The sequence below is a fragment of the Paenibacillus sp. V4I9 genome (assembly GCF_030817295.1).
Classification (GTDB): domain Bacteria; phylum Bacillota; class Bacilli; order Paenibacillales; family NBRC-103111; genus Paenibacillus_E.
This window is the reverse complement of record NZ_JAUSZE010000001.1, coordinates 3081293-3094763: the sequence shown is the minus strand read 5'-3', so window position 1 is coordinate 3094763 and position 13471 is coordinate 3081293. Positions and strand designations below refer to the sequence as shown.

Below are 13471 nucleotides of genomic sequence, written 5' to 3'. Positions count from 1 at the left end.
TCACCTTCCATTATTAAGTCTCAACGGATAAAGAACCTTCAACCCACTGTAGGTTTGAAGGTTCTTTGCAAACTCATAATAACAAACGCAATTACTTATTTTTTATACACTTTGTCGTAGGCATCCTGATAGATTTTGATAAATTGATCCATGCCGGAATCTTTAAGGCCTTTCACGTAAGCGTCCCAATCTTTGTCGATGCTTTTGGCCCCCATGATGAATTGCAGCATGGACTGTTTGACGTAATCCGTAATAATCGGCTTCAACTGTTTCACTTGATTGGCCTGATCGTTCGTCAAGAAAATATCCGTAGGGAACTCTTCTTTCGGTTGATGCCCCTCGTACAATTCCTTGGTGGCCTTGTACAAGCGGGTTTCCAAGCCATCCATCGTATAGATTTCCTGGCTGGCTGCATACGAAGTTTCGCGATATTCGGCTGAACGAAGGTTCGGTCCCATTTGATTCCAATGATCGTTCTGCACCTGACCTACCCCGTAAGACGTTTCCTTAACCTTGAACTTGGCTGCAGTTCCGCGCGTGTTTTTATCGTTCGCTTCCGCCTTCACCCAGTTACGGCCTTCTTCCCCAGAGTTGGACGTTGTCGTCCCCTCTTCTGAGTACAGATAATCGGCTAGACGAATGGCCGCTTCCGGATTTTTATTTTTATTCGTTATTGCAAAAACCGAGTTCCCGATGCCGATGTAGTGTGCTGTGAATGAGGCTCCGTCCGGTCCTGTAAGCGGCGCGATCGGATCATAGTCTTTGTGGCGTGTTGCTGCCGGCGATGCATCCGTAAATTCACCAAACCAGCCTGCAGGAATAGCGCCGGCGATCGCCGTATCCGGGCTATTCCCTTTTTGGGTAAGCGCATCGGATTTTTGTGTAAATGCTTCTTTATCAATTAAGCCTTCCGCATACAGTTTATTCAAAAATTGCAAACCTTTTTTGAAGCCTGGTTGGTCGACCGATGTTGCCAGCTTGCCGCCGCTCATCATGAAATAGTTGTTATCCGCATTGTAATAGACGAACGCGTTCATCACGAACGTCTCAACATCCGTATGCCAACCTGTCGGTGAACCCGTGAACGCAATTTCATCTGCCTTGCCATTGCCATTTGGATCCTTCTCCTTAAACGCTTTGAGCATGTTATAGAAATCGTCAGTTGTCTTCGGCGCGCTAAGACCGAGCTTTTGCAACCATTTCGTGTTCACCCACATTTTGGCTGAAAACTGGCAGTGATAGCATTCATTTACGGAAGGGATCGCATAAATATTGCCATCTGGCGCAGTGATCGCCTTCTCCAAATACGAAATATCTTTAAACGCTTTCTTAATGTTCGGTGCGTATTGATCGATTAACTTGTTTAATGGAATCAAGACGCCTTGTTGCCCGTACAGCAGCTGCTCCTCTTTCGTTAGATTCCCTTGCATGAAAATATCGGGATAGTCGCCGCTGGCGAGCAGCAGCTGCTTCTTCTCATTCAATGCCGCTGTTTCTCCCGGCACAAGCTGCCAGTTCAAATGAATATTCGTCTTTTCTTCCAAATACTTGGTAAACCAATTCGTATTCAAATCTGCAATATTAGCCGATTGCGGCGCGAAAGCACTCATCGTAATTTTATTTTTGGCGATAGGAAAGCCTATTGCATTAACGTTCGCTCCCCCGTTTACGCTTCCACCCCCATCAGGGCTAGTGCTATCCTTCGGCTCATCACTATTGGACGTACAGCCGATTACAAGCGAAGTGATGAATAAAATCAGGACCACCGATAACCATGTTTTTCTGGTTCCTTTACTTACCATATTCAAAACCCTCCCTGTTTTTTAAAGATAATCAATCCTTGGGGGCAAACCTGATCTGTTCGTGCCTCGCATCCCTCCTTTCAATATCTAACTAGATTCAACCTTTCAGAGAACCAATCAATAACCCCTTTACAAAATGTCTTTGTACAAAAGGATACAGAATAAGAACGGGTGCGCTTGCGACGACGATCAGCGAATATTTAAGCAGCTCCTTCAAGCCTTGTCTTTCCGCAAGTTCTCTGACATCTTTAATCATCGTAGGATCGATCGAATTCAGAATTAGAATGTTCCGTAGAATGAGCTGAAGCGGATACAGATTAGCCGATTTCAAGAAAATTAATGCTTCAAAATACGAATTCCAATAGCCGATAGCGTACATGAGCACTAGCACGGCAATGATGGGTTTGGAAAGTGGAATCACGATACGAAATAAAAACTTGAAGTCGCTGCATCCATCCAAATGTGCGGCCTCCGTTAGTTCAGAAGGAATCGATGTCTGGAAAAACGTTCTCGCCAGAATGACTTGCCATACCGAAATTGCGCCTGGAATAATCATCGCCCATCTCGTATCGAGCAAGCCCATCCCTTTCACGGTCAAATAATAAGGAATTAATCCCCCACTGAACAGCATCGTAAAAACAAATAGTGCAGTAATGACGTTGCGTCCATAAAAGTTTTTTCGTGAAAGTGGATATGCGGCCGTTATCGTTAGCGTTACGCTAAGCAGTGTCCCGAAGAAGAGATAGAACAAAGAGTTGCCGTACCCCGTCAAGATTTGCGGATTTTGAAACACAGCTTGGTAGCCACGAAGGGTTGGTTCAACCGGGAACAGCCAAACCTTGCCTGAAATAACAGCTGATGACGAGCTGAATGATGAACTAATAATGTAGATGAGCGGATAAGCTACAATAATCAAACATAGGATCAAAAACAAATAGACAAAGAACAAATACAATCTGTCCACACTATTTTCAAGAATGCGGGTAGGTGACTTTCGCACTTCTAGCATCAGTGTCTGTTCGGGATTAGCCATAATTTCTACCTCCTACCACAAACTCGTCTCAGAATTTTTTCTTGCCACATAGTTGACCACAATGAGCAGCAGCAAATTAACGATGGAATTAAACAGTCCGACTGCTGCGGAGAAACTAAAATTCGCTCCTACCAAGCCCATTTTGTAAACATAGGTGGAAATAACCTCAGACGCCCCAACATTAATCGCATTTTGCATCAGGTACACCTTCTCGAATCCAACGTTCATGATTTGCCCTGCATTCAGAATGAGCAGGATGACGGCTGTCGGCATTAAGCTTGGCAAATCGATATGAATCATCCGCTGAAAACGGGACGCGCCATCCACCTTGGCCGCTTCATACAAATGCGGATCCACCCCTGCTAGAGCGGCAATGTAAATGACCGAGGCATATCCCGTAAACTGCCAAACGTCGGAAAGTACATACACGGTTTTGAAATATTCCGGCTTTGACATCAAATTTTCCGCTGGAAACCCGAACTTATCCGCCAAGAGATGGATGAAGCCAAGCTGCGGGGAAAGGAAAAGCATAATAATCGAAACCATGATGACCGTTGAAATAAAGTACGGCGCGAATGTGACCAGCTGTACGGCGCGCTTGAAAACCCCGTTTTTCAGTTCGTTCAGTGCAAGAGCGAGTATAATCGGCGCCGGAAACCCGATAAGAAGCGAGTAAAGGCTAAGCAGCGATGTGTTCTTGATAACCCTCCAAAAAATGGGCAAATGGAAAAAGTCTACAAAGTGCTTAAAACCAATCCAATCGCTTCCCCATATCCCTTTGGTAACCATATAATTTTTAAAAGCAATCTGCACGCCAGCCATAGGTACGTATTTAAAAATAATCAAATATACGAGTGACGGCAAGATAATCAGATAGAGTTGCCAGTTTTTCTTTACCATTCTAAGTGCTATACTCATGATACTCCCCCTCACTGCATTTACGTAAAAGTTAATATTAAGCGCTTACAGGATCTATGATAAAGGAGCTAGAATTAAATTTATAGGGATCATTCTTAAGCAGTAGTGTCCGTTCATAAGGTGGTGTGAGTCATAACAAAGCCAACGATTAACTTTCAAAACTTGTCGATTGTGAAAAAAATGGCGATAGGCTATATCGTTATCATCTTCATTCCGATTATTTCGTTCGGCCTGTTTCTGTATAACCAGAACTACAACAGTTTTCTCGAAGAGTACGCCCAAGGAAGGCAGAAAATTGTTAATCAGGTGCTTAACAACTTAAATGTAAGTACAGTGCAGATCGAATCCGCTTATCAATTATTTCAAAATAATTCGAATACCATTGCTTATTTAAGTGGGAACTACCGGACCGATTTCGATCAGGTATCTAACTTTTTAACCTATATCAGACCCCTATTCTCTTATATTTTGTCATCCAATCGACTGATCGACGGAATGACCATCTATATGGAGCAGCAGAATGGTATGATATTTCGGCCTGAAATGGCCAAGATGGACGAATCCAAGTTGGACGAGAGCATCAAGAAACTCCCGCTAGGGGTTGGAAAATGGATTACGATAAAAAACGGGTCGAATCCAGACATCAACCTACATTTTGTCCATAAAATCGGAAACCGGAATTTTGAACAGGATATCGGTCTTCTCGATATCAAAGTTACTTCGAAATTAATTAAACCTTTGTTAGAATCGCTAAATTTGAACAATAGAAGCAATTTATATGTGCTTGATCAGGATCACCAAGTCATTTCTCTTGTGGAAAAAGTCCCCTTATCTCAGGATTCAGAACAGGCTTTATTTGCCGATGTCTTCCAATCGAACGCAAAATACTCGTATCAGCAGGTTAATGGAAATAAAATGCTAATTGAATCGTTTTATGCCGAAAGCCTTAAGCTGCAATTTGTCATGATTGAGCAAGTTGACGACGTCTTTATTGGCATCAAAAAAAACAAGTACGTACTCGTATTAACCGTGTCCATCCTTTTATTACTACTTTCCGGCATTTACTATCTGATCGCCAGTTCAATTACGAAGCGCATTTTGAAGCTTTCCAAACATATGCGTCAGGTTGACGAAAACCATTTCCCGCTCTATCACGGAGAAATTAATAAGGATGAGGTCGGGCACCTGACCTCCGCTTATAATGCGATGATCAGGCGTATGGATGAGCTGGTAAATACGGTACACCGTTCGGAAATGCTGCGGAAGGAATCAGCCTATCTCATGATGCAGGCGCAAATCAAGCCCCATTTCCTGTACAATACCCTCGAATCGATTCGCATGATTGCGGAAGCGAACGATGATCCAGAAGCAGCTGAGATGTCCTATACACTTGGCAAACTATTTCGCTACAGCCTTTCGGGAACGAAAAGCGAGACTTCGCTAAGAGAAGAAGTAGAAAATGTAAAAGATTATATCAAAATCCAGCAAATTCGGTTGGCTGACCGGCTGCAAGTATCTTTCGATATAGACGCTGTTATCGATAACTTTATTTGTCCCCACTATATGCTGCAGCCAATTATCGAAAACAGCATTGTACACGGGATCGCGAATGTAAGAAAACAAGGCTCGCTTTCGATCCGTATTTGGGAAAATTCCGCGTTTATGTTCATCGCCGTTGAGGATACTGGTGCAGGCATTGAGGAAGTAAGGCTTGTGCTCATTCAAGGCGTCTTAAACGGTAAAATAGATGTCCATCTCTTGCAAACGGATGGCGGGGGTCTAGGTATTTTCAATGTAAACGAAAGAGTGAAAATGTTTTTTGGCGAACGCTCGGGCATTCAAATGGAGAGTAAGCTTAACGAGGGGACGACATGTATTCTCAAGTTAGCTAAGGGGGCAATACAATGAAGCTGATGGTTGTCGATGATGAGCCTATCATTTTAAATGGGATTATCCGCATGATTCAGAAAGCGAATACATCGTTTACCGAGATCGTCGGCGCTGCCGACGGCGTTGATGCGGTGCAAAAGCTAGCCTATTTTCAGCCCGACCTGATCCTTACAGATATTCATATGCCGGAAATGGACGGTCTCGCTCTTATTAAAGAAATACAAGCTCTGAACCTTTGCAATCGCTTCATTATTTTAACCGGTTATGGCGATTTCGCATATGCTAGACAAGCTCTGCGCTATCAAGTCATCGATTATTTGTTGAAGCCGATTAATAAAGAAGAACTACTCACTGTACTCACAAGAGTTGAGCGAACAATTATGGAGGAACAGCATCAAACCATTGAGCATGACCTACTGCTTCTCAAAGAACATATCCTTTACAATACGCCAATTGAGGACATGCCGCTCAAGCCTGAGCAGCTGCACACCCTACTTCCCTATCCATATACGACGATTATTGTATTCCAGGCATACGAGAGTGTTCCCCTTTTGACGGCCGAACGTCTGGAAGGTGTTTGTGCCCTTCTGTCGCACGTTTGCAAGAAAACGTACACCGTTCATTCCCGTTTCTTAAGGCAAACGGTCCTCATTGCGAACGGTGTGCATGTACCGACAGACGAAGAGTTTCAGCGTGCATGTGGCGAGTTGTTCGATACGAAAAGAATACTGGGCAGCGGATATTGCATTGGGCTCAGTGTGAGGAAGAACGATAATGATAATTTGCGTGATCTGTATATAGAAGCAATGGCTGCAATGTTATTTAATCGGTACTTTTCCAATAGCAGTTTGACGATATATAGACCAGAGTCAGAGAACATACATAGTGACTATGATAATCTTGTTCAATATATTGAACATTCGCTAGCCCAACAGATTTCGATCGAGCAGATTGAGAAGGACATCCAGTCCATACTGCCTCCTTTCTCAGGCCATGCAGATTGCAATAAGAAACTGCGTGAGCAGTTTCTTATCTGTGTTGGTGTCTATTTGCAAAGTGTTGGCCTGACGCCTGAATCCATTTGGGGTGAACACGCGGCAAACAAACTATTTTCGCCCAGCAGCACCCCGCTTGAGAATATCAGTGTATCGGAGATCATCGCACAATTAATTCGCTATGCACGCAGCACCGATCGCCATCAGCCGCACACACAGGCAATCGATAAAATCGTTGCTTTCGTGGAACAAAATTACAAGCTGGATCTATCGCTCGATGCCGTTGCGGATCATGTGCAAATGCATCCCAATTACATCAGCATGTTGTTTCGCAAAGAGATGGGACTAACCTTTCTTCACTACTTGCATACGTTCCGACTGACCAAAGCCAAGCAAATCATGCAAGAGAATCCGGAATGGCCGATCAACACCATTGCGGAGCTTGTAGGTTATGAAAATCCGCGGCATTTTTTCAAAGTGTTTAAAAAATTCGAAAACATCACGCCCGGGCAATACCGCCTTGGAAATTCTTCCGTATGAAATTCCTAAGCCTCTTCCATTTCGATATCCAGATTCAGAATCCATCTGCTTATAACGCCGCTTCAATAGTAGGCGTTTTCCGCTGTACAGCTTTACGGAACAAATATACGGACAAACTGAGCTCGAACATGATGACGACGGAACTCGTAATCCCAGCGATCAGACCATTAAGCCCAGGATTGTAGTCCACAAGAAGGAAAAGTATCGTCACTGACAAAATCACATTGCCGAATTTGCTGTAAGCGATTGTCTTATTTACGCCATGATACATAGCAAGCCCGTTCAAATAGTCGATCCAGGGATAGACCGCCGATCTAATGATGAGCACACCCAAGATGAGTGTACAGTTGCGAAGCAGATCACCGTGAATGCCAAGCCCTTTCTCGAGTACCAAGTGACCGAGTGGCGACCAGGCAAGAAAAGCGACAAGGGCCGTGGAAATTATCGAGAGCGCAGTCGTCAGCGCAAGCACATGACGTGGCTGTTGTTCATGGAAATTGAGCACAGCTTGATGTAAAAAGCTGGCGAATCCGGCGATAAGTCCCGCTAGATTAGAAGCGACTGCAAAAGCGGCGATGGCCTGAATCGGATCAAGACTTTGGTTCATAGCCGCGTTTGTTGCTGGACCGATGACGATAGAAACGATCGATCCATACAGCAGTGGCATGTAAAACGGGAATATATCCGGCTTCCAGCGGTTGATCGGGTGGGAAGGCAGCTTGTCAGGCAACCGTCTGGCAAGCGAATGACCTTCGAAACAAGCAACCGCGCTCTCGATGGCCATCCCTGCCAAGAACAGCAACGCTCCGTACCTGCTGTCGTTAGTTAGATTCCAGGAGACCATAGCCCATGACATAAGACCCATGACGAATAAGCGTATCAGAATGCCGATCGTCATCCATTTGGTCAACAGATGTTGGATTATAATGCCCTGGTACAAGCTGCGGGCAGCTGAAAACACGTTGACGAACATCAAGATTTGATAAGCGTTGACTGTAGCATCCAACAAGCTGTCTTGAGCCCCGAAAACATAGTGGAACAACAGCCGGCCAAGCGGCGTCCATGCAATCAGAGCGTTAAATAAGGCAATGATGCCAACAATCGTAACGATCATACGCACCATTTCCCTAAATGAGTGTTGATCCTTCACATATTTGGCGCTGGTTTGCCGGAGTGGAGCGATAGCCTGTTCCAGGATAAATGACAAACTGAGTGCAAGCGCATAACCGCTTATGGTGAGATCAGGGTGTGGCGAGCGTGCAAGCACTCCGCTGATAATGACGTGAGTAAGTGAAGCAAGCAAAGCTGAAGCACCCATGGGCAGGTAAAATAAAATCAATCGAAGCAAACGAGTTCCTCCTGATAGTCGGGTAGATGATTCCTTAAGAGATTTTCATTCGGTAAAGTAAGCTGTTTAATGTGGGATTGTGACGTTTATAAATAAATATATTTATTTTTTTGTGGAATTAAACACATTTTCCCCCATGAACCAACATGTGTCAAGGTTTATAACGGGAAGTTCCCCATTGTTCTAACAAAAACAAAATTTTTAATTCCAACTTTTAGCTGCTTATGCTTACATAAAAAATGCACCCCTTAGAACTCATCGGAATCGATTTTCCAATGTTTATCCTAAGGGGTGCATTTCAAATTTTGAGTGAAACGTTTTTTTTCTTACCTTTTACCAAGCATATGCCTGCGGAGCTGCTCCTCCTGGACCCGGGAAGATTTCATCTAGTTTCTGTAGCGTTGATTCATCCAGTACAATATCAACAACACGCAGTGTATTTTGAAATTGTTCAAGTGTACGCGGTCCAATAATCGGTGCTGTCATAGCTGGGTGAACCAGCGTCCATGCCAACGCCACATTCGCTTCACTTTCACCAAGCTCCTTGCTTAAAGTCGAGAAAGCCTCCAACTGTGTACGAAACTTCTCTACCCTCTCAGGGTTACTCGCTCGTTTAGAGCCCTCAATCGGCTTCAAAGCATTGCCGCCTAGCAGTCCGCCATCTAGCGGGCTCCATGCTATTACACCAATTCCAAGTTCCTCAGCCGCTGGCAGCACTTCAAGTTCAGGCAGTCTGCAGAGCAAGCTGTATTTGTGCTGTTCGGATACAAGACCAATAAGATGACGAGCTTTGGCTTCATATTGCGCTTTCACCAAATCACGACCCGCAAAGTTACTAGATCCTACATAGCCAATTTTCCCTTGGTACACTGGAACTTGAAAAGCTTCCCACAGCTCATCCCAAGATACATTGCGATCCACATGGTGCATTTGATAGAGCTCAATATGATCCGTTTGTAGGCGGCGTAATGACGCGTCCAAGTGTCGGCGAAGCTTGTAAGCGGAAAGCCCGCCTTCCCGGTTAGGTCCGTCGTTCACATCATACATGTCCCCATAGAACTTCGTAGCTAGTATCGTCTTCTCTCTTCGTCCACCGCCTTGTGCGAACCAACGACCTATAATTTCCTCGGTACGCCCCGCATTCTCTCCCCAACCATAAATATTTGCCGTATCAAAAAAATTGATTCCAGCATCCAATGCAGCATCCATGATTCGAAAAGCTTCTTTTTCCTCTGTATCTACACCGAAGTTCATGGTTCCAAGGCACAATTTACTAACTTTTAATCCCGAACGACCTAAGTAACTATATTTCATCTTTATCGCCTCCATTAGTTTATAGAGCAAAGCACGTTTCCATCGTGAAGTGACTCATCCACTTATTCATTTCAACAACCTAATCATACCTGAATCTGGGATGCTTCAGAAGTACGCACTTTTCCTTAACATAGTTGGCTTAGGGTAATCTACTCACCTAAATGTTAGTACTATTTTTGATAAAAAGATAGCCTGAAAAAATAAAAAAAGCCGCGACTAGCGCGACTTTCGAGCTTATACCTTTTTAACAAATTCGGATTTTAATTTCATAGCTCCGAAATCATCAATTTTGCAATCAATATCATGATCTCCATCAACCAAACGTATATTTTTAACTTTTGTACCTATTTTTATGACGGATGAACTTCCTTTTACTTTAAGGTCCTTGATTACCGTAACAGTATCACCGTCATTTAAAACATTTCCATTGGCATCTTTAACAATTTTGTTATCGGCACGATCTTCCGTTTCCAATTCTAACGTCCACTCATGCGCGCATTCTGGGCAAATCAATAGATTCCCATCTTCGTACGTGTACGCTGATTGACATTTTGGACAATTTGGTAAATCTAGCATTAATCTCATTTCCCCCATTCGTTATATGCTTATATACTGCCATAGTCTTCCCATTTTAACAACCCTTCCTCCTTCCTTCGTAACGTACAAATGTACAAACACACTTGCAGCTTTTGCATTTACTGTATTAATAAAGGAAGGAGAAGTGATAGGATGATTGCAAAGCGAGTTACATTCTCAACTGGTATTTTACGGAGACCAAATAAAACGAAGTTTGCCCTTGTCGATGTCGTTAACTTCAATAAAGGGTGCTCCCGCAGGGTAACGGTACAAGTATTTGACTGGTCTAATGGATCACCAATTCCCTCGAAGGTAAGTCCTTGCAACACCAAAAAATGTACGGTAACGGTTGCATCTAATAAATCGGTTTTCTTGTTTGCAGACGTGTCAAAGGTAAGGTTTAAATATGAGGTTCGTATTACACAGCACAATGATCACAAGTTAGTAACGAATGTAACTGGTGTTACGAATGCACCCTTTACTCCGCAAGTAGGAGACACGGTGCTTCAACGAAGTTTAATAAGAATAAAATAGTTTCAGCATTTCAGCTGAAAAACATAAACGAGCAGACTGCGGCTGATGCTCTTTTTATGTTTTGTGTTGTTTTACTTTTGACTATCGTACAATGTAAGATAAAGGAAACAACGAAAGAAATGAGATGATTTCGGATGGAGAAAACAATAAAAGTGTTAGCAATTTCAGGAAGTCTTCGCCAAAAGTCTTCTAATACGGCACTTATGCACGCTATCATAGGACTAGCCCGTGAAAATATGAGCTTTACTGTATATAACGGTTTAGGTGATCTACCGCATTTCAACCCCGATCTTGACGTTGATGATGGACCTGCATCGGTCCTTCAGCTGCGCACACGACTAAACGAAGCCGATGCTGTTCTTATCTGCACACCAGAGTATGGGAATGGAGTACCTGGGGTTTTGAAAAATGCACTAGACTGGTTAGTATCTTCAGGTCAGTTTATGAATAAACCGACAGCGGTAGTCACCGCGTCTCCCACTCCAATGGGCGGTGACAAGGCGCACGATTCCATTCTGCTTACGCTGAACATGATCAATGCCAAAATTGTTGAGAGAGGAACCATGATGATCCCCCACATTAACTTAAAACTTAATAAAGAGGGCGTCATTACTGATGCTAAAACCGAGAATGGTTTAAGTTCCCTGCTTGAAAGTCTTGTAGAGGCTTGTTCATAATTAAAATTCGCCCTCTTATTGCTGATATTTTTTCCTCATAAAATCAAAAGAGCTCCGATTTCTCGAAGCTCTCTTTGGTCACTTGAACCATCCCTTTTCTTTAAAACGCATAATAGCCTCAATACGATTGCTTACATTGAGTTTATCAAGGATTACAGAAATATAGTTGCGGACGGTACCCGTTGTTATATACATTTGATCGGCGATTTCCTTCGTATTTTTACCGTCGGCGATAAGGATCAGCACTTCCTTCTCCCGCTCGGTCAAAGGATTTTCTTCCCCATATGCGTCATCTACTAACTCTGAGGCATAGATGCGGCGGCCAGCCATGATACTGCGAATCGAAGTAGCGAGTTCCTCACTCGGGCTATCTTTCAACAAATAACCGTTGGCACCTGCTTTCACAGCCCTTTCAAAATATCCAGAACGGGCAAATGTAGTCAGTATCATCACCTTGCAGCCAAATCCCTTTAGTTCCTCAGCCGCGTCTAATCCGCTCTTAACTGGCATCTCAATATCCATGATACAAATATCTGGCTTATGAAGATGAACCAGCCTCACAGCGTCCTCTCCATTGCTTGCTGTACCAACGACCTGCATATCTTCTTCCAAATCGAGCAAGGAAGCAAGTGCGCCAAGCAGCATTCGTTGGTCCTCAGCAATTACAATTCGAATCATATCCCCGCCTCCCTTTCCGGTGGTTTGAAGGCATTCGGCACTTTGATAACGATCGTCGTTCCAATGTTTGAAACAATTTCCATGCATCCGTTCACAAACTCAAGCCGCTCTTTCATGCCGCGCAGTCCATTTCCAAGTAAGACAACGGATTCTTTGGCCATGCCGACCCCATTGTCCCCCACTTTGATAACCAAATCGGTTTGTGATGGCTCAATGGAGATCGAACAGGTTGAAGCGCTGCTATGTTTAATTATATTGGTAATGGCTTCCTTTAAGCACATACTCACCACATTCTCGTTCATCAGGGAGGTGTTCGTTAACTGAGGGTCCCCTTCCAAAATGAGGTCGATTTCTGCAGCCTTCAAAATCTGCTTAACGCGAAACATCTCATCCTCGAGTCTAGTACCTCGCATTTGCGTGACCATTTCCCGAACTTCCTTTAATGCACTTCTAGCCGTCTGCCGAACATCATTGATTTCAATTTGTGCTTGCGTCGGGTTTTTGCTAATTAATTTCCCCGCCAAATCACTCTTTAAGCCAATTAATGAGAGCTTCTGACCAAGTGTATCGTGTAAGTCGCGAGCTATTCTTTGGCGTTCTTCCAACTTTACCAGCTCGGAAATTCGTTTATTTGCGTCCTCTAGCTGTCCCTGCAGTTTATCACTCCTGTTTCGGTTGTATGTAGTGACTGGAAGGAGAATAACGCCAATCACGTTAATAAGGACAAACGGCAGCTGTGTAATATATACAGGATTTTGGGATACAAATCCATAGTTGATCGTTACAATTGTGCTTACTAGATGAATGGTGTACAACGTAATAAATCCGGCTCGATTTTGAATATTGCCAATAAAAAATGCTAAAAACAGTGAGAAATAAACATAGCTAAACAATAAGGTCATCGTGATTGAAATCAGAATTTGTACACTCGACCAGAAGTACATGAGCCAGCCTTTAGAGACAAAAGAAAGCACGTAGCAAATAAAGAATACAATAATCATGCTGGTGCCTAATACAATTTGGTAAGTGGCAGAAGAACGAAATATGAAATAAAAAGGGAGGATATAAAAGACAACCCATACATATGGACTAAGACCTGTTTTTTTGTGAAAAATCTGATGCCACTTTTGCATGGTCTCTTTACCCTCTTTTTCTTCGTCATTGAT

The 13471-nt window shown here is 43.5% G+C and carries 12 protein-coding genes; 4 read left to right on the top strand and 8 right to left on the bottom strand.

Annotated features, from left to right (window positions below; genetic code table 11):
• Positions 1–95 precede the first annotated feature (95 nt).
• The 3 genes from QFZ81_RS14290 to QFZ81_RS14280 all read right to left on the bottom strand — a co-directional run bounded on the left by QFZ81_RS14290 (position 96) and on the right by QFZ81_RS14280 (position 3753).
• The gene (locus QFZ81_RS14290; RefSeq protein WP_307443236.1) at positions 96–1802 is read right to left on the bottom strand and encodes an ABC transporter substrate-binding protein; all 1707 of its coding nucleotides are present in this window, start codon (positions 1800–1802) and stop codon (positions 96–98) included.
• Positions 1803–1899: 97 nt separating this feature from the next.
• Positions 1900–2835, bottom strand: coding sequence for a carbohydrate ABC transporter permease (locus QFZ81_RS14285; protein WP_307603124.1), 936 nt, complete (start codon positions 2833–2835; stop codon positions 1900–1902).
• Positions 2836–2847: 12 nt separating this feature from the next.
• Entirely contained in the window at positions 2848–3753 is a 906-nt protein-coding gene (locus QFZ81_RS14280) for an ABC transporter permease (RefSeq protein ID WP_307443240.1), read from the bottom strand.
• A 171-nt stretch (positions 3754–3924) separates the two neighbouring features.
• On the opposite strand from QFZ81_RS14280, the gene QFZ81_RS14275 reads away from it, so the two are divergent.
• The gene (locus QFZ81_RS14275) at positions 3925–5661 is read left to right on the top strand and encodes a sensor histidine kinase (protein WP_307606894.1); all 1737 of its coding nucleotides are present in this window, start codon (positions 3925–3927) and stop codon (positions 5659–5661) included.
• Positions 5658–7178 (top strand): response regulator, encoded by a 1521-nt coding sequence (locus tag QFZ81_RS14270; RefSeq protein WP_307603122.1) that lies wholly within the window; start codon positions 5658–5660, stop codon positions 7176–7178. Before QFZ81_RS14275 ends, QFZ81_RS14270 begins: the two co-directional genes overlap by 4 nt.
• Positions 7179–7227: 49 nt before the next feature.
• On the opposite strand, the gene QFZ81_RS14265 is transcribed toward QFZ81_RS14270, so the two are convergent.
• The 3 genes from QFZ81_RS14265 to QFZ81_RS14255 form a co-directional block, all read right to left on the bottom strand.
• Positions 7228–8526, bottom strand: a complete 1299-nt coding sequence (locus QFZ81_RS14265) for a hypothetical protein (RefSeq protein WP_307603120.1) — start codon at positions 8524–8526, stop codon at positions 7228–7230.
• A gap of 333 nt (positions 8527–8859) precedes the next feature.
• Positions 8860–9840 (bottom strand): aldo/keto reductase, encoded by a 981-nt coding sequence (locus tag QFZ81_RS14260; RefSeq protein ID WP_307443244.1) that lies wholly within the window; start codon positions 9838–9840, stop codon positions 8860–8862.
• A gap of 234 nt (positions 9841–10074) precedes the next feature.
• Positions 10075–10416 carry a zinc ribbon domain-containing protein YjdM gene (locus QFZ81_RS14255; RefSeq protein WP_307443245.1) on the bottom strand — a complete coding sequence of 114 codons (342 nt, stop codon included), beginning with the start codon at positions 10414–10416 and terminating at the stop codon, positions 10075–10077.
• A gap of 153 nt (positions 10417–10569) precedes the next feature.
• Between QFZ81_RS14255 and QFZ81_RS14250 the strand changes: the two genes are divergently transcribed.
• Positions 10570–10950: a hypothetical protein gene (locus tag QFZ81_RS14250; RefSeq protein WP_307443246.1), complete on the top strand. Its 381-nt coding sequence runs from the start codon at positions 10570–10572 to the stop codon at positions 10948–10950.
• A gap of 134 nt (positions 10951–11084) precedes the next feature.
• Positions 11085–11627: an NADPH-dependent FMN reductase gene (locus tag QFZ81_RS14245; RefSeq protein WP_307443247.1), complete on the top strand. Its 543-nt coding sequence runs from the start codon at positions 11085–11087 to the stop codon at positions 11625–11627.
• Positions 11628–11705: 78 nt separating this feature from the next.
• On the opposite strand, the gene QFZ81_RS14240 is transcribed toward QFZ81_RS14245, so the two are convergent.
• Both QFZ81_RS14240 and QFZ81_RS14235 read right to left on the bottom strand, forming a co-directional pair.
• Positions 11706–12305: a response regulator transcription factor gene (locus QFZ81_RS14240; protein WP_029197103.1), complete on the bottom strand. Its 600-nt coding sequence runs from the start codon at positions 12303–12305 to the stop codon at positions 11706–11708.
• Positions 12302–13438: a sensor histidine kinase gene (locus QFZ81_RS14235; RefSeq protein WP_307443249.1), complete on the bottom strand. Its 1137-nt coding sequence runs from the start codon at positions 13436–13438 to the stop codon at positions 12302–12304. Before QFZ81_RS14235 ends, QFZ81_RS14240 begins: the two co-directional genes overlap by 4 nt.
• Positions 13439–13471 lie beyond the last annotated feature (33 nt).